The following is an 18,159-nucleotide window of genomic DNA, read 5'->3' as shown; positions in this document are numbered from 1 at the left end:
AAATGGATGGGTTAGTTTTTACTTGTCAGATAGGTGCGTTATCTGGGACGACCTTTCAGGTTGTGAATTTCAGCTTACAGGAGGGGCTGTCACAGCTTTACCACTTGTCCCTGACGGTGGTCAGTTCCCTTAATAATATTGTTCTCAATGACCAACTGGGAACTTATGCTTCTTTAACAGTGACTCGCGATGGTAAAGCGGAGCGTAAAGTTAACGGTATTGTGGCAGGTGCTGTACAAGGCAATACTGACGGAAGGCAAACCTATTATATTTTCACTATTCGGCCAGAAATGTGGCGTATGACTCTTCATCAGGATAGCCGCCTTTTTCAGCGCCAGTCAGTGCCGGATGTCCTCAAAAAATTGTTGAAAGAACACCGCGTCAAATCTGATAGCAAATTCTATGAAGATAGTAATCTTCATCCTGTACGGGAATACACCACACAGAAACGTGAATCTGCCTATGATTTTTGGTGCCGGTTGGCGGCTGAAGAGGGTATTGCGTTTTGGTTTGAGGAGGAGCAACTCTTTTTCAGCGATTCCCATTTAGGTATGACAGCAGATCTGAGCCTGACTTATAACAATCAACCCAATACTGATAATAAAGATACTACAGCCTGGCAGTGGCAATATGGGGAATATCTCTGCCCGGATGAATACATCCATAAAGATTACAATTGGTTGCGGCCTTCTCAGCCCTTGCAGATTCAGGCCGATTTACCGCAAGGCGGGCGTCACCCAATATTTGAAAGTTCCGGTCGTTTCCCGTGGAGTAAAGAAGGTAAACCGCTGGGTGAAATACGCCTGAGCCAACTTAATAGCGAAAGTAAACTGGGTTCGGCCCAGACAAACTGTGTTCAGTTACGTCCCGGTAAAATTTTTACTTTGAAATCCCATCCGATTGCAGCCATGAACAACCGCTGGCAAATCGTTACCGTTAACCATTACGGTTCCCAGCCACAAGCGGCAGGTATTGCGGGAGAAGGCACAACCCTGACCAATAACGTCACTTTTATTCCGGGAAAAAACGACTGGCGACCACCATACCGTTATAAGCCGCGGGCAGATGGTGATGAGCTAGCAACGGTAGTAGGGCCACCGGGTGAGGAAATTTTTGTTAATGAACACGGTGCTATTAAAGTCCATTTTCACTGGAATCGCCACGATGAAGCAGGAGATAGTTCCTCCTGTTGGGTTCGTGTAGTACAGGGCTGGAATGGTAATGGATTCGGTTTTATGGCGATCCCCCGCATCGGGCAGGAAGTGATTATTTCTTACCTTAACGGTGATATTGATCGCCCCATCGTGACAGGCTGTAACTACAACGGCCACAATCGCTCCCCACTTAATTTGCCTGCTGAGAAAACTCGTACCACCTTCAAGACTCATACTCATAAAGGAGAAGGGTTTAATGAATTGCGTTTTGATGACGCGAAAGGTAGCGAAGAGGTGTTTATTCATGCCCAAAAAGATATGAACACCAAGGTACTAAATAACCGCACCACTCAGGTACAGGGTAATCACACTGAGGCAGTTGATGGAAAACAAGCTGTTATCGTGAAAAAGAATAGACAGGAAATGGTACAGCTTCGTAGTACTGAAATGGTTGGACTCACCAAAATATTGAGAGTAGGGGCAAGCTATAGGATTAATGTTGGTGCCAATATGAATACTTCAGTTTCTGTTAGCCAGAAAGAAACGGTGGGTATGCAGAAAAGTATTTCTGTGGGGCAAACTTTATCTATTAGAGCCGGTAAGGTGATTGAGCTGAAATGCGGTAAAAGCACATTAAGAATGGACAAAGATGGCAAAATTACCATCAAAGGCAAAGAGTTCAGGTTCGAAGCCAGCGGCCCTGTGCAAATCAGTGGCAAAGACATCGATTTGAACTAAGGAGGGTGGACGATGGAATTCAAAAACCTCACTCCTTTTTCGGTGATGAACTACCGAATGCTGGATACCGAAGATCAGGAATACGATGTTATTGTCATGAAAGTGGGTTATCAACTATTGCCTGCGGGTAAAGGCGAATATCTGGCTGAATTGCTTCCGGTAATGACTCTGTGTATACAGGATCAATATCAGGGAGGATTAAATGTCTCGCAGGTATTACAGGAAAGTGATCTGGCTCCTTTTAAACCTAAATGTGATGTAATTATTAATGGTACGGCTTATGCACCAGAAGGTAAGCCTTGTGCCTCTTTTCCTATCCGTCTGTCAGTGACAGAGGCTAATGGCAACACTCTGCTTGATAAGACACTGAATATATCCGGAGAGCGGGAATTTTTCCGCACGGATAACGGACAATGGCAACTCTCTGATCCTAAGCCGTTTGCAAGCTTACCTCTTGATTACCGTTACGCCTTTGGCGGGGAATGCCGGATTGAAGCTGATGATGACAAAGCGGTCGATGTGCTGGCAGAAGAAGATAAACTCACATCTGAACAGCTCAGCCAACACCCCGATGGCGATCAAGCGCCGGTAGCTCATGCCGTTTGGGAATATAACCCCATCGGTATGGGATTTGTTCTACCGTGGTATGCCCGTGCCAAAAACCAAGCTCGTTATCCAGCTCCGCGTATTATCCACCCGGATGCGCCAGTCACTGCACAGCACTTTGCCCAAATGCTGGCAGGCCAGCTTTCAGTGACAGAACTTGCCAGCCAGCCACAAGGGATGGGGATTATCGGTCGGGCGTGGCTACCGCGCCGAACGTTAGCCGGAACCTATGACCAGATATGGCTGGAACAGCGCCATCCTTATCTGCCACAGGATTTTGATTTCGGTTACTGGAATTGTGCGCCGCAAGATCAGCAAATTGACTGGCCTTCTACCGATATTTCACTGCAATTGACTAATTTGACACCGGATGGCTCTTTGCAAACTCAATTGCCGGGGCATCGTCCTTTTATCTTGTTCCGTATGGATGATGGTGCTCTTTTCCCGGTTCTGATGAACCTCGATACCCTGATTATTGATACCGATGCCATGACGCTGGAGCTGACTTTCCGGCTGTATTTCAGCATTGACCTGCCTATCAGAGTGGCTGAAGCCCGCTTTGAAATAAACCCGAAAGCACCTTTGATCACATTTGCACCTGAACAGGAACAGCATCATGGCGGATAACTATATTGCCCGAAAAGATACCCAATGGTTGATTATCAGTCTGGTTCCCGATGTTTGTAAAACCCCGATAGGGCCTGCCACACCACCGATCCCTTATCCGGTTATCGCCAAACTGGAAGACGCCTCTGCGCCGGTTTCATCGGTTCGGGCAAATGGGCAGCCAGTCGTAGTATTCGGGCAAAGTTTTGTTCCACAGACATTGGGGGACGAGGCGGGCACGGCGACGGGAGTGAAAAGTGGTACGGTGGGGGGAAAATGCCACCCGAAAGAGCATACGCAAACGGTACGGGCGGATGGCAAGCTAACGTTGCGCCATGCGGATAAATTCTGGATGAATGGATCATAAGGAAAGGGCTATGGCGAAAGGAGCAAAGAATGATAGTCCAACGGGTACAGGAAATACAGTGGGGACTATTGTTGGTCAGGCAAAGCAAGCTAAGAAGAGCGCAAGAGAAGCGAATCCCCCAGTTAAACCTGAAACAATGCAAGAATCACAATCTGCGAGCCATGTTAGGAGCAAAAGAGGTTTTTATGATGATCTATTAAAACCATTTAAATATTTTTTTAATAATCCGCCGGAACCGGTAAAAAAAATAGTATCTGGTAATAGCCTATATGAATCATTGAAATTTTTTATGAATAGCCCTCCAAAACTTTTTACAGAGAAAGCTTCTGCTGTCGTTCAGTGGGTTGACGAGCAAGGACATAACCTTATTGAAGCGGTTAAACACCCTCTAGAAGCAGTAAAAGGAGCAGGAAAGGGTTTTTTTAATTCTGTAGTCGAGTTAGCACAAGTTATAGAAAAGATTCCTGAAATGGAAATGAAAGCGCTGGGAATTGCATTTTCAAAGATTGGAGCAGAAAGCGCAGGCTCTGCGATTTTTAATTTTGGTCAGAAGTATGGTGATACAACTCAAGGATTTTTAGAATCTTTACATATGGAGTTAAGTAACCCTGCTCAGAAAGGTGGTGCTTTGATAGGTGATGTTGCTACTTTCTTCGTTGGTCCCGGTGAAGTAAAGATAGTAATCAAAGTAGGGACGGAGTCAGTGGCTTTTCTCTCAAAAGCAGTAAAAGGAGAAGGAGTAATAACTAAATTTCTCGCAACAGAAAAAGGATTAACTGAAGCCAAAGCCGTAACTAGAGCAGAAGAGCTATCAAAAACAAATCAATCAGGTAGTCGAATTAAAGGAGAAAAGACAGAAAGTCAATCTGCTGACACTAAGAAAAACAAAGAAAAAGAAAGCAAAAAAGAAAACGACTCTACAAACCCTTCGAATGAAAAAGGAAACGGCTGCTCCGGCCCCGGTTGTGCAACACCGGGTGAACCTGTCGATATAACCTCAGGGGATTATTTACAGAGTTTTTCAATTATTGCCATACCCGGCCTGTTGCCGATTACCTTAAACCGAACCTATCGTTCCACCGCCAGCCTGAGCGGATTATTAGGGCGAAAATGGGCTGATGACTGGTCACGTCAGTTAGTGATAAATGGCAAAATAGTCCATTTCACCGATGCTGACGGGCAGGTTTATGATTTCTCAACACCGGGAAATCAGATTTTAGGTCGCAACCGTCATATTCTGCATTGTTTACTGACAGGAGAACTTGATGGTGAACTACGTCTGGTAAATAAACAGAGTCAGCAAACTTTCCACTTTAATCATATTGACGGTAATCGGCGTCGGTTATCTGCTATCACTGATCGCCAACAGAATCATATACAGTTTATCTATAACGACCAGCATCAGTTAATTGAAGTCATACGAAATGACGGTTTTCGGTTAACCCTTCATTATCAGGATCACCAATTATGGGCAGTGGATTACCACTTTCAGCAGATACAACAACGTCTGGTCACCTGCCATTATGACAAGTACGGCTATCTGGCAGAATGCGACGCTTTTCAGCAAAATCACCTGTGGCATGAATACACAGCACAAGGGTATATGACCCGTTGGCATGACACGGATAAAACAGACTTTTATATTCACTACGATGACCGTGGGCGAGTCGTTTCCACGGATTCTCCTGAGGGTTATTGGGCAGATCGCTTTATTTATAACGATGATGAGCGTGTTACTACCTATCTTGATGCCGAAGGCGGAAAAACCCTTTTCTATTACAACCAGAATAATCGGGTGATCCGTCAGGTTGACTCGTTAGGGCGGGAAACACGTACCCAGTGGTACTACAGCCAGAAGGTTTGGGAAATTGACCCGCTGGGAGGATATACCACTTTTGAATACAACCATGATGGTGCTCTGACCAACATTGTACTACCAACGGGAGAGGCTTTTTATTATGACTACGATGAACATGGTCAGCTTATCGAAGCCACTTTACCTACCGGAGATATTTGGCAGTTCCACCATGATGAGCAGGGCAGTCTGACGGCTGTTACCAATCCACAAGGATATAGAGAAGAATATCAGTACGGTACTCACGGCGAATTGCGGCAACGCCTGCTGCCGGATGGCCGGCAATGGCATTATGCCTATGATGAACATCAGCGGCTGGCTGCAATTATGACACCTGATGGTCAGACAACGGGTCTGGAACTGGATGAACTGGGGCGTCTGCGTCGTACGACAGATGCACTTAAACAGGAAACCCGTTACCGCTACAGCACTGCTCATGCCAGTGTGAGTAATGGTAGTTTGACAGAAATTGAATTGCCGGATGGTGTTACCCGGCATTTTGAATATGACAGTGAGCGGCGTGTTATTGCGGTAACTGATGGGGAAGGTCGCATCACTCGTTATAGTTATGGTGCTTTTGACCTGCTGACACACGTTACCCGCCCGGATGGGACGACATTACACTTTGGTTATGACCGACTTACCCGTTTTTGTTCAGTTACGGCTTCTACAGGAGAAACTTATCGCTATGAGCGGGATGCAGCCGGGCAGGTTATTCGTGAAATCGACTTTACCGGTCGCACGATTGATTATCAGTATGATGCGTTAGGGCGTCGTGTTCAGGTTAGTTATCCAGATAACCATTTTCTGCGCTGGCATTACTCTTCGGCTGGTTTATTGACCCGACAGGAAGCGTGGTATCAGTCGGGAGAGAAGGAAGAACTGAAATCGGTTTCCACTTATGAATATAACGCACGTCGCCAACTTACCCGTGCAGTCAATGATGATGCGGTGGTTGAATATGAATACAACGCGGTTGGCCTGCCTGTTTGTGAGCGTATTAATGGACGGGAAGTGACCCGTGAGTGGAACGATCTTGAGCAAATATCTGCTGAAACTATCGGTGAGCATACGCTGCAATTTGGCTATAACTTGATGGGAGCGGTGAATCATTTCCAGTTTAACCAGCATAAGCCATTAACTTTGAGCCATGATGCTTTAGGACGGGAAACAGTACGGGAAAGTGCAGAAGGATTTATTCTTGCCAGCCGTTATACCACTACTGGACTGCTGGTACATCAATCAGCCGGGCGGGCAACAGCATTGTTCCGTGAAACGCTAGCACAAAATGATCGCCATTTTCCGCCACAGGCCACCGCAGTTAACCGCAGTTGGCAATATGACCGCGCCTACAGTATCAGCATGATCGATGACAGTATCTGGGGGCAGACTCGTTATCGTTATAATCAGAATGACCAGATAATCAGTGCTATATTTAACGGCCGATTGCCTTATGAAGAACAATTTGGTTATGACCCCAATGGTAACTTGAATTTGCATGTGCTGGTGGATGCAAAAGGAGTAATTGAACAGGTTGAACAACATCAGCAGGCAGGTCGGGTTGTTAAGCGTGACAATGTCACTTATCGTTACGATGATAACGGCAGGCAAGTGGAAAAAACTGAACATCATGATGGTTTCCGGCCACAGATATGGCGTTATCGTTGGGATGCCCAAAACCAGCTTACACACTGTGAAACACCCGATGGTTCACGTTGGCGCTATCGTTATGATGCGTTTGGGCGGCGTATCCGCAAATTAAAAGTGCATGATGGCAAACTGGCCGTTGCTAACCTGCAACGCTGGCTGGATGGCAAGCCGGATTTAACAGCAAAACCTGACACCATCACAGGCTATGATTACTTGTGGAGCGGTGATCGGATGGTTGAGGAAGTTCCGCTTTATGCGGGTGGCACACCTGCCTATGAGCGAAGTATTTGCTGGTTATATCAACCGGGTGTGTTAACGCCTTCAGCCCGCTATGAAAAAGGCAAACTGCATTATATCGTCAGCGATCATCAGGGAACAGCACGGGAAATACTGAGCGAATCCGGTAAACTGGTATGGGTCAGTCGGCTAAGGACGTGGGGAAAAGCTGAACGAATGCCATTATTGGCAGCCAATGATGAAGATTATCACGTTAGCTGCAATCTGCGTTTTGTTGGACAGTATGAGGATGAGGAAAGCGGGTTATATTATAATCGATTTCGGTATTATGATTGCGATACAGGGCAGTATCTGTCATCGGACCCGATCGGGCTGGTTGGCGGGTTTAATCCGTATTCATATGTCCATAATCCCACGAGCTTTATCGATCCATTAGGTTTAGTAATTGTTTATAGAAACTTAAGACCAGATGAAAGCATAGAAAGTGGCTTATCAGCTAAAATTCCAGGGAGAGATATGACCGCTGCAGGACATGTTAGAAATGGTAGTAACCCTAATTTTAAAGGTTCACAATATATATCTACGACTACTGATTGGGAAGTAATAGAGAAATATCGCGTGCCAGGTCAGACCACAGTGCAATTTGATACTAAAGATGTAATACCCGATATAAAAGGTAATCAGAGTATTATCGATGTATCGACTCGAGACAAAGCAGAAAGTGCAGGGCTAAAAGGCCCTGCACAAAATTATGCCGCAGCATCTAAAGAAATTTTAATAGAAGGTCGGGTCCCTTCAGATAAAATAACCAAATGTGGGTGACGATATGACATCAATGAATGAAGATATAGCTCAAAACATAGTATTTGATAAATTATTAGGTGAAAATTCTATACCTGTAAGGCTAAGAACGAAGAATTCGTTTTCTATGGATGAAATAAAAATACTTTACCACGCCTTAGATTTTTTAATTGATTTCTATCACGAGAAAACTGAAATACCTAAGAAACTAGCCCTTGCTTTCGTGGATGTGTATGGTGCATTTTCGTTTAGGGAGGGAATGTATGATAAAGAAATGCTAAATGAGCTTGAAGATATAGGAATCGAGCTACAGGATAAAGCTATTCAACTCCTATCTTAATTTGATTAAGATGTGATCATATTCACCCAGATTGTCGAAGAAAAGTGTCAATCTTATTTAGCATGGAACAAAAAGGCTGGAAGGATCCATTTTGCTCTTCCGGCCTTTTTATTATTACTCTACGTGTACAGAGTTTTAAGAATTAAAGCTCTCAAAGAGTGCATTTAATTGGGTTTATTTGGGATCTTTTACTTATAAATTTTTATCACTCTGTCTTATCCTCAAACTCACACAGATCTTCAATAATGCAAGATCCACAACGTGGTTTACGGGCAATGCAGGTATAGCGCCCGTGTAAAATCAGCCAGTGATGGCAATCAACCTTGAACTCATCGGGGACGACTTTCAGCAGTTTCTTTTCCACTTCATCAACGTTTTTCCCCGGTGCAAACTGCGTCCGGTTACTGACGCGGAAAATATGCGTATCAACCGCAATAGTCGGCCAGCCAAACGCGGTATTCAGCACAACGTTAGCTGTTTTACGGCCCACGCCCGGTAATGCCTCCAGTGCTGCGCGATCTTCTGGCACTTCACCCTGATGCTTTTCCAGCAGAATCCGGCAGGTTTTAATCACGTTCTCGGCTTTGGTGTTATATAGCCCGATGGTTTTTATATACTCTTTTAAGCCATCAACGCCTAAATCAAGAATAGTTTGTGGAGTATTAGCAACCGGATACAGTTTTGCTGTTGCCTTATTCACGCTGACATCAGTCGCCTGAGCGGACAGCAATACCGAAATCAATAATTCAAACGGTGAAATGAAAACCAGTTCAGTAGTTGGTGTTGGGTTGTTATCCCGTAAGCGGGTCAGAATTTCGACCCGTTTTTGTTTATTCATGCCTGATTACACCCTTAGCCTTTTGTGATATTGCTGCCACAGCCTTTATCCACTTCGTAGTGACGTGTTTTGCTTTCTGAACGGTTTCTGAGGCGTTCATCAATAATGTATTTCCCTGCCAGCATTAATCCTAATCCGATAAAGGCTCCCGGTGGCAGGATAGCGAGCAGGAATGGGGAATCCATATGAATAATTTCAATCCGCAGGACTTTAGCCCAGTTGCCTAATAGCAGATCTGCTCCATCAAACAGGGTGCCATTACCCAGAATTTCACGCATCGCACCTAGAACGAACAGGGCAAACGTTGCTCCGAGTCCCATAGCAATGCCATCAACCGCTGAGTGATAGATAGAATTTTTTGATGCGTAGGCTTCTGCACGGCCGATAACGATACAATTAGTCACGATCAGCGGAATAAAAATTCCCAGTGATTCATATAACCCGAATGCAAAGGCATTGATTAACATCTGAACGGCACTGACGACAGAGGCAATGATCATCACATAAATCGGAATACGGATTTCATGGGGAACCCAGCGACGTAGAGCGGATACAGCAATATTGGTACTCAATAGCACCAGCGTTGTTGCCAGTCCCAATCCCAATGCATTGGTGGCAGTAGAAGAAACGGCTAAAAGGGGGCAAAGCCCCAGAAGCTGTACTAATGCAGAGTTGTTCTTCCATAACCCTTGAAAAAATAGGTTCTTGGTTTCACTCATTTATTTGGCTCCACATGTCGGTAATGAAGAGAGTTGTGCTGGAATGGTTTCCATATAGATTGCTGTGCGTTTAACGGCGTTGACCACAGCACGTGGGGTAATGGTTGCTCCGGTAAACTGATCAAATTCTCCGCCATCTTTTTTCACCGCCCAGTGCGGATCACTTGGTGAGGTAATTTTTTTGCCGGAAAACGCATAAATCCAATTGGAGATACGGGTATCAATTTTATCCCCTAATCCCGGTGTTTCATGGTGCTCAGTTACACGAACACCAAACACCTTTCCGGAAAAGTCAGCCCCGACCAATAATTGGATGGCACCTGAATAACCATCTGGCGCGGTGCTTTCCAGTGCTGCCGCAACAGGAATTCCATTTTTACGGGCGAGATAGAGGCGATGAGGTTGTTGGCTGCCCAGAGCATCGGCTGTTACCAGATAGCATTCATTAGGCATATCGTTGTCATAGAGGGCTGGTGGAACAACCTGATCCAGTAATATTTTATGCTGTAATGCAGCCTGCTCTGCAATCCTGTCTTTTGTTAAAGAGTAGACAACCGCAGTTAACCCTGTCGTGCAGGCGGCAAAAATAGCGAGAGTAATACCGTGACGTCGCATAGTTTCTAACATAGTCACTCCCTTATTTATGACCGTAAGCACGAGGCTGAGTGTAATTGTCGATCAGTGGTACACAGATGTTTGCCAGTAAAACAGCAAAAGCGACAGCATCCGGGTAACCGCCATAAACTCGGATTATCCAAATCAGTAAACCAATAATGGCACCGTAAATCAGGCGGCCTTTCGGTGTTGTTGAGGCACTGACCGGATCGGTTGCGATAAAAAATGCACCTAACATAGTTGCTCCGGAGAAAAGCTGTAGTAAAGGCGGTGAATAACGGCCGGGATCAATCAGCCAGCTAATCAGGGCACAGCTTCCCAGTACCAGAATAAATGCTGTTGGAATATGCCAGCTAATGATTTTGCGATTCAGCATGATTAATCCGCCAATCAGGTAAGCCACATTGATCCACTGCCAGCCAATGCCAGCCAGAGTCCCTTGCAAGATGGGCTGTTGTAATACTTCACTTATATCATGTGTTAGTCTGCCGGTTTTGAAGCTGTCCAACGGCGTGGCCTGACTTAACCCATCAATACCTTGTAAAAGTTGTAACAGAGTCGAGCCGTCAGGTGTATGGCCTGTGAAAATGACCATCAGACACTCCCAGGGCGTTAAAGTAACGGCCTGTAAGGAAGCGGGTGGCATCCAGCTGGTCATTTGTACCGGAAATGAGATAAGAAGAACCACATAACCGACCATCGCCGGATTAAATGGGTTTTGTCCCAGACCGCCATAAAGATGCTTGGCAATAATAATGGCGGAGAAAGTCCCTAGTACGATCAGCCACCACGGTGCCAGCGGTGGCAGGCTGATCCCAAGTAATAACCCGGTGACTAAGGCAGAGTTATCTTTCAGGTAGGGAATAACCAGCTGTTTTTTTAATGTGATAGCAGCGGATTCTGCTAACAAAGCGGTAATGACTGCCAATAAGATCTGGATCAGTGTTCCATAACCAAAGAAGTAAGTTTGTAGTGCGATACCGGGTATGGCAGCAAAAACCACCCATAACATAATTTGGCTGGTATTTTTTTTACTGTGTGTAAAAGGCGAACTGGCGACTTTTAACAGGTTATTGTCAGTGTTGACTGGCCTAAATTTCATCGATAAATGTCACTATTCTGTTAGAGTTTCTTGTTTTTCCTGAGCAGCTTTCTTCGCTTTTACACGAGCAATGGCTGCTGCGACAGCGGCTTTACGCGGGTCTGCCTCTTCTGCAACCGCCGGCTGAATCTCTGACGCGGGTGCCGGTTCAGGTTGAGCCTGAGCCGCTTTTTTCGCTTTGGCACGGGCAATGGCCGCCGCAACAGCGGCTTTACGCGGATCTGCTTCTTCTGAAACCGCAGGTTGAACCTCTGGCGCGGGTGTTGGTTCAGGTTGAGCCTGAGCCGCTTTTTTCGCTTTGACACGGGCAATGGCTGCCGCAACAGCGGCTTTACGCGGGTCTGCCTCTTCTGAAACCGCAGGTTGAACTTCTGGTGCGGGGGTCGGTTCAGGCTGAGTCTGAGCCGCTTTCTTCGCTTTGGCGCGGGCAATGGCCGCCGCAACAGCGGCTTTACGCGGATCTGTTTCTTCCGAAACCGTAGGCTGAACTTCTGGCGCGGGTGCTGGTTCAGGTTGAGTCTGCGCGGCTTTTTTCGCTTTGGCGCGGGCAATGGCTGCCGCAACAGCGGCTTTACGCGGATCTGTTTCTTCTGAAACCACCGGCTGAACTTCTGGCGCGGGTGCTGGTTCAGGTTGAGTCTGCGCGGCTTTTTTCGCTTTGGCGCGGGCAATGGCTGCTGCAACAGCGGCTTTACGCGGGTCCGCCTCTTCTGCAACCGCCGGCTGAATCTCTGGCGCGGGTGCTGGTTCAGATTGAGTCTGCGCGGCTTTTTTCGCTTTGGCGCGGGCAATCGCTGCCGCAAGAGCCGCTTTACGCGGATCTTCTTCGTTTTCTACAGAGGCTGCTGCGGTTGCTGGTGTAGTCGCATTCGCTGTCTGTTTTTCAGCCTGGCGAGCGCGTAATTGTTCCTTTCTTGCCTTACGTGCTGCAATTGCTGCTGCATTATCAGGTAACTGACCAGCTTGTACGGTGATTTCCTCTCCCGCAGAGGATTGTTTTTCCTTCACACGAGCCAGTGCTGCTTGTACTGCACTTGTATCCTGATTGCCCACCTGAACGGCGGCTTTTTTATGACGTTCTTCACGAGCCAGTTTTTCGCGCTCCATACGTGCTTGCTTGGCTTCAAACCTCAGTTTAGCTTCGGCAGCCCGGCGAGTTTCAGCATCAATGGCGCGTATTTCGGCTTTTTCTTGTCGGTAGTATTGAACAAGCGGGATATTACTAGGGCAGACATAAGCACAGGCCCCACACTCAATACAGTCAAATAAGTTATGGTTCTTGGCTTTTTCGTGTTCCTGTCCCCGGCTGAACCAGTAAAGTTGTTGAGGCAATAACCCGGCGGGGCAGGCCTCAACACATAAACCACAACGAATACAGGCTTCTTCCGTAGTTTTTGGCTCCATTTCCTGTACAGAAGGAGCAAGTATACAGTTGCTGATTTTGACGATGGGGACATTCAAATCAGGAAGAGTAAAACCCATTAACGGGCCACCCATGATGACCATCTGCTCTGACTGAGGAATAAACCCGGCCTGTTGCAACAGAAACTGAACAGGTGTTCCTAAACGTGCCCAGAAATTGCCGGGTGAAGCAACAGCTTCTCCTGTCAGAGTAACCACGCGCTCAATCAATGGTTCCCCATCAATAATAGCCCGCTTGATAGCCACCACAGTACCGACATTCTGCATCAGGGTACCAATATCAGAAGAACGGCCACCAGACGGGACTTCTTTGCCTGTCAGTATCTTGGTTAGCTGCTTTGCACCACCGGAAGGGTATTTTGTCGGAATGACTCGCACGGTAATCGATTTATCACCTTGCAGAGCAAGATTCAGAGCGCTGATCGCCTCTGGTTTGTTATCTTCGATACCAATCAGAACCTGCTTCGGATTAAGCAGATGCATCAGAATACGGATGCCTTCAATGATCTCGCTGGCATGTTCCTGCATCAGACGATCATCTGCGGTGATATAAGGTTCACATTCAGCCGCATTGATGATCAATGTGTTGATGTAGCTCCCGCCACCTTTCAATTTTGCTGCTGTCGGAAATCCTGCTCCGCCAAGGCCAGCAATACCTGAGGCATGAATACGTTGTAGTAAGGTATTAGCATCAAGGGATGTGTAATCTAAGGTTTTAACTTGTTCGCACCATTGATCTTGACCATCCGGCAGTAAACGGACGCATAATTCTTTCAGACCCGATGGGTGAGCTGTAACACAGGGTTCAATGGCAGTGATCGTACCGGAAGTTGAAGCATGAACAGGGACGGTTCTACCAGAACCTTGTGTCAGTGGCTGGCCTTTCAATACCTTATCTCCGGTTTTCACCAGCAACTCTCCCTCCGGGCCAATGTGCTGCTGGAGGGGAATAATTAATTCTTCTGGTAACGGAGCATAGCGTAATGGTGTCCGGCTGGATTGCAGCTTCATTTCCGGTGGATGAATGCCACCATCAAAATCCCATATTTTGTTTTTGTTGGTAAGCAAATTGAGTAGGTTAAACATTGGCTTTAACCTCAACAGGCTTAACAGATGACATAAACAGAGAATGGGAATCAGCAGGAATATTTTTGACCGGAATGGCATTCAAATCCCATTTCCAGTTGGATGTGGTAGTGGCTACAGGGATCATCGTGATGCAATCGGTCGGGCATGGGGCGACACATAAATCGCAGCCAGTACAGAGATCTTCAACTACGGTATGCATTGCGCGGTTTGCACCGATAATCGCATCAACAGGGCAGGCCTGAATACACTTTGTGCAGCCTATGCAGTTTTCTTCATCAATAAAAGCAACTTTTCTGGCCGGATTTTGTATGCTTTCATCGCCATCCAGCGGCTGTGGATCAACGCCGAGCAATTCAGACATTTTGAGCATCACTTGCTCTCCGCCCGGAGCACATTTGTTGATCATCTCTCCATTGTTGATAACCGCCTCGGCATAAGGGCGGCAGCCCGGATAACCACATTGCCCACACTGGCTTTGCGGCAACAGATTATCAACTTTCTCAACGATTGGATCTTCTTCCACTTTAAAACGGCGAGCAGCAAAACCCAGAATTAATCCGAAAATTAACCCGAGTACACTGAGTACACCGACAGCAATCCATAAAGATATCATCAGAATTTCACCAAACCACTAAAGCCCATAAATGCAAGGGACATTAACCCCGCAGTGACAAGCCCTATCGATGAACCACGAAAAGGGGCAGGTATATTGGCAACAGCCAGACGTTCACGAATGGCGGCAAATAGCACCATAACAAGTGAAAACCCGGCCGCAGCGCCGAAACCGTATACAGCGGACTGTAAAAAGTTATGCGATTGATTGACATTCAGCAGAGCTACGCCGAGTACAGCACAGTTTGTTGTTATCAGAGGCAGGAAAATGCCTAATAAACGGTAGAGTGAAGGGCTGGTTTTACGGACGGCTAACTCAGTGAACTGAACGACAACAGCAATTACAAGAATGAAACTTAATGTGCGTAAATAAACCAAATCCAATGGAATAAGAATATAAGTATTTACCAGCCATGAACTGATGGAAGCAAGCGTCAGAACAAATGTGGTCGCCATTCCCATACCAATAGCGGTTTCAAGTTTTTTTGAAACACCCATAAACGGACATAGGCCCAAAAACTTCACTAAAACGAAGTTATTGACCAGAACCGTGCCAATAAATAACAGAAGGTATTCAGTCATTGCTATACCTGAAAATAAGATTATTTGATGAAAATTATATAGTCGTGAAAGTGACAGAAACTCCCCACGTTGCGGTGAGGCAAGTGGGGCAATGATAACAACCAATTGTGGGGGATGTTATCGATCTTGTGTGAAAGTCATTTTTACCCGATAAGAGCGCTTAATATAAGGAACAAAAACAGCAGCCGCTAATAGTGACCAAAGTAATGAGCTGACTGCAAGTTCATCTGAAATGGGGGAGAATGCAAAAGCTTTGACAGCTATAAGTACTGAAAGTGTCAGCCAGATGATAAAAATACGTGGGAATCGTTTTGAACGAATAAAAAGCAATTTTAATACCCAAAGCGTAAAACACCACATAATAGCCGTGGTTAATACGGATATATACCATTGGACTGCGAAATCGCCACCTATTCGATGAATTAACGTACTTTGATAGGAATAGGTTATCCCATATAACACTAACATTGTACTGGCAGCAATAAATGTCATGACTAAATAAGCAGCAGGGGCTAATAGCCAACCATTAATACGGTAATAATCATTGGATTGATACATACAAAACATTCTCTCCATGATGGGTATTCAAATATAAAAAAGATAGTAACACAGGAAGTAGGATTATTTGCTAATGAGTCACCGCAGGTGATATTTTCTTATCCTTTTTGTAAATGTTGAGAGGTCATTATGAGTCATCTTCTGAAGGTTGGTCTGGTTGGATATGGTTATGCCAGTAAAACGTTTCATGCACCATTGATTGCGGGAACGCCGAATGTAGAATTAGTTGCTATTTCCAGCTCTGATGCCGAGAAAGTCAAAAAAGACTGGCCGGACATTAATGTTGCTTCTTCTCCAGAAGCATTATTTAACGATCCTGACATTGATCTTATTGTGATCCCAACGCCTAACGATACACATTTCCCATTAGCACAAAAAGCGTTGGCTGCCGGAAAGCATGTTGTAGTCGATAAGCCTTTCACAATTACGGTGGCAGAAGCCGAAGCCCTCAAAAAACAGGCAGAAGAGGCTAATTTATTATTATCGGTATTTCATAATCGTCGCTGGGATTCAGGTTTTCTGACAGTTCAGTCACTACTGAAAGACAATGTGTTGGGCGAATTAAAGTATTATGAATCTCATTTTGACCGTTATCGCCCGGCTGTACGTCAGCGCTGGAGAGAGGCGGCAGGCGCAGGCAGCGGGATTTGGTATGATTTAGGCCCTCATTTGTTGGATCAGGCAGTGCAGCTTTTTGGCAAACCTCAGGCCATTACAACCGATTTGGGCATAATACGTCCAAATGCTGAAACTGCTGATTATTTTCATGCTCAGTTAAAATACCCTACGCTGAAAGTTGTATTACATGCATCAATGCTTGTTGCCGCAGAATCCCCGATTTATACCTTACATGGTATGTCTGGCAGTTACGTAAAATATGGTTTAGATACACAGGAAGATTGTCTGAAGGCCGGGGAAAGTCTGACACAAGAAAATTGGGGATATGATGCGCGTGATGGTCATGTGACAGTGTCACAAAATGATAATCTGATTACGCAGACTGTTCCTAATTTACCGGGTAATTATGGCGCGTATTATGCTGCTGTCCGTGATGCTATTTTGGCGGGAAAACCGAATCCTGTGACGGCGGAGGAAGCTATCCTGATTATGAAACTGATTGAAGCAGGTGAAAAATCAGCGAAAGAGCAACGCACAGTAGTTATCGATTGACTGATTTAGTGATGGAGTAATCCTAAGGCAAGAGGTAGGGTACTGATGAATTGGTTGCAAAAATTAAAAATAGATCCTTTTCTGTTAACACTGCTTACTGTGGTCATGATTGCATCGTTTTTTCCCTGTGAAGGGGAAGTGAAAACGTGGTTCCAGTACCTGACTACGGCAGCCATTGCACTGTTATTTTTTATGCATGGAGCCAAACTTTCGCGTGATGCCATTCTGGCGGGAATAGGGCACTGGCGTTTGCATCTGGTTATTTTTCTGAGCACGTTTGTTTTGTTTCCTGTACTGGGTATGGGGTTACATTTCATTGTACCGGAATGGATGTCACCGCCCGTTTACATGGGGTTTCTGTATCTTTGTGCATTACCAGCCACGGTGCAGTCAGCCATCGCTTTTACCTCCGTTGCTAAAGGAAATGTTGCCGCAGCGATATGCAGTGCTTCTGCTTCCAGTTTACTGGGAATATTTCTCTCACCTCTACTTGTCGGCTACCTTATCCAGACGCATGATGGTGGAAGCCATCCTGATACATGGCAGGCGATAAAAGATATTATCCTGCAATTGATGGTACCTTTTATTGTTGGCCATCTGTCACGTCCATTGATTGCTAAATGGGTCGAAAAGCATAAAAAATTGGTTAATATCACCGATCGCTCATCTATTTTGCTGGTGGTTTATGTTGCATTCAGTGAAGCCGTTGTCGAAGGAATCTGGCATAAAATTGATGCTTACTCACTGGTCATGATAGGTATTATCTGCTGTGTTCTGCTTGCTGTGGTATTAACTATCAATGTATACAGCTCACGCTTACTGGGGTTCAGTAAAGAAGATGAGATCACAATCGTTTTTTGTGGTTCGAAGAAAAGCCTTGCTAATGGTGTGCCGATGGCAAATGTGCTATTTCCGGCTGCGATGGTGGGCATTATGCTGTTGCCACTGATGATATTCCATCAAATCCAGCTGATGGTTTGTGCTGTACTTGCCAATCGATATGCCAGACGTTCAAAAAAGGTCTAATTGTTCAAAAAAGGCAGAAGTTACTCTGCCTTTATACCCTCATATCATCAGCCTGATATAAGCTTAAATCGC

Annotated in this window: 16 protein-coding genes; 8 read left to right on the top strand and 8 right to left on the bottom strand. The window is 45.6% G+C overall.

All coding sequences use genetic code 11. From position 1 onward, the window contains the following. The first annotated feature begins 2 nt into the window (after window positions 1-2). From tssI to AACS92_RS13410, 6 genes are all read left to right on the top strand, one after another. Window positions 3-1,892, top strand: coding sequence for a type VI secretion system tip protein TssI/VgrG (gene tssI / locus AACS92_RS13435; RefSeq protein WP_099111469.1), 1,890 nt, complete (start codon window positions 3-5; stop codon window positions 1,890-1,892). A gap of 12 nt (window positions 1,893-1,904) precedes the next feature. Then, complete coding sequence (locus tag AACS92_RS13430; RefSeq protein ID WP_099111468.1) at window positions 1,905-3,125, top strand: DUF2169 family type VI secretion system accessory protein; 1,221 nt, start codon at window positions 1,905-1,907, stop codon at window positions 3,123-3,125. Then, complete coding sequence (locus tag AACS92_RS13425; RefSeq protein ID WP_099111467.1) at window positions 3,115-3,471, top strand: DUF4150 domain-containing protein; 357 nt, start codon at window positions 3,115-3,117, stop codon at window positions 3,469-3,471. Before AACS92_RS13430 ends, AACS92_RS13425 begins: the two co-directional genes overlap by 11 nt. Window positions 3,472-3,500: 29 nt before the next feature. Further along, window positions 3,501-3,671 carry a hypothetical protein gene (locus tag AACS92_RS13420; RefSeq protein WP_339373553.1) on the top strand — a complete coding sequence of 57 codons (171 nt, stop codon included), beginning with the start codon at window positions 3,501-3,503 and terminating at the stop codon, window positions 3,669-3,671. A gap of 89 nt (window positions 3,672-3,760) precedes the next feature. Then, window positions 3,761-8,035: an RHS repeat-associated core domain-containing protein gene (locus AACS92_RS13415; RefSeq protein WP_339373552.1), complete on the top strand. Its 4,275-nt coding sequence runs from the start codon at window positions 3,761-3,763 to the stop codon at window positions 8,033-8,035. A gap of 4 nt (window positions 8,036-8,039) precedes the next feature. Beyond that, on the top strand, window positions 8,040-8,354 hold the full coding sequence (locus tag AACS92_RS13410; protein WP_241538009.1) for a hypothetical protein: 315 nt from the start codon (window positions 8,040-8,042) through the stop codon (window positions 8,352-8,354). 205 nt (window positions 8,355-8,559) lie between these two features. Here the strand turns inward: AACS92_RS13410 and nth are convergent, their stop codons facing one another. From nth to AACS92_RS13370, 8 genes are all read right to left on the bottom strand, one after another. Then, window positions 8,560-9,192 carry an endonuclease III gene (gene nth, locus AACS92_RS13405; protein WP_099111465.1) on the bottom strand — a complete coding sequence of 211 codons (633 nt, stop codon included), beginning with the start codon at window positions 9,190-9,192 and terminating at the stop codon, window positions 8,560-8,562. Between the two features lie 14 nt (window positions 9,193-9,206). Then, window positions 9,207-9,911 (bottom strand): electron transport complex subunit E, encoded by a 705-nt coding sequence (locus AACS92_RS13400; RefSeq protein ID WP_099111464.1) that lies wholly within the window; start codon window positions 9,909-9,911, stop codon window positions 9,207-9,209. Beyond that, the gene (gene rsxG, locus AACS92_RS13395) at window positions 9,912-10,538 is read right to left on the bottom strand and encodes an electron transport complex subunit RsxG (protein ID WP_099111463.1); all 627 of its coding nucleotides are present in this window, start codon (window positions 10,536-10,538) and stop codon (window positions 9,912-9,914) included. A gap of 10 nt (window positions 10,539-10,548) precedes the next feature. Next, window positions 10,549-11,628, bottom strand: coding sequence for an electron transport complex subunit RsxD (gene rsxD / locus AACS92_RS13390; protein ID WP_099111462.1), 1,080 nt, complete (start codon window positions 11,626-11,628; stop codon window positions 10,549-10,551). A 12-nt stretch (window positions 11,629-11,640) separates the two neighbouring features. Further along, a complete protein-coding gene (gene rsxC / locus AACS92_RS13385) occupies window positions 11,641-14,136 on the bottom strand; it encodes an electron transport complex subunit RsxC (protein WP_099111461.1) in 2,496 nt (831 codons plus the stop codon). Then, window positions 14,129-14,752, bottom strand: a complete 624-nt coding sequence (gene rsxB, locus AACS92_RS13380; protein ID WP_099111460.1) for an electron transport complex subunit RsxB — start codon at window positions 14,750-14,752, stop codon at window positions 14,129-14,131. The genes rsxC and rsxB overlap by 8 nt, the downstream gene beginning before the upstream one ends. Next, window positions 14,752-15,333, bottom strand: coding sequence for an electron transport complex subunit RsxA (gene rsxA / locus AACS92_RS13375; protein ID WP_099111459.1), 582 nt, complete (start codon window positions 15,331-15,333; stop codon window positions 14,752-14,754). Before rsxA ends, rsxB begins: the two co-directional genes overlap by 1 nt. A 117-nt stretch (window positions 15,334-15,450) precedes the next feature. Further along, the gene (locus AACS92_RS13370; RefSeq protein ID WP_099111458.1) at window positions 15,451-15,891 is read right to left on the bottom strand and encodes a DUF2569 domain-containing protein; all 441 of its coding nucleotides are present in this window, start codon (window positions 15,889-15,891) and stop codon (window positions 15,451-15,453) included. A gap of 129 nt (window positions 15,892-16,020) precedes the next feature. Between AACS92_RS13370 and AACS92_RS13365 the strand changes: the two genes are divergently transcribed. After that, window positions 16,021-17,061, top strand: coding sequence for an oxidoreductase (locus tag AACS92_RS13365; RefSeq protein ID WP_099111457.1), 1,041 nt, complete (start codon window positions 16,021-16,023; stop codon window positions 17,059-17,061). 45 nt (window positions 17,062-17,106) lie between these two features. Continuing rightward, on the top strand, window positions 17,107-18,087 hold the full coding sequence (locus tag AACS92_RS13360; RefSeq protein WP_099111456.1) for a bile acid:sodium symporter family protein: 981 nt from the start codon (window positions 17,107-17,109) through the stop codon (window positions 18,085-18,087). Window positions 18,088-18,159: the final 72 nt, after the last annotated feature.

Source organism: Xenorhabdus sp. KJ12.1 (genome assembly GCF_963876495.1).
GTDB classification, from domain to species: Bacteria; Pseudomonadota; Gammaproteobacteria; order Enterobacterales; family Enterobacteriaceae; genus Xenorhabdus; species Xenorhabdus stockiae.
This window is presented reverse-complemented; position numbering and strand designations above follow the sequence as displayed.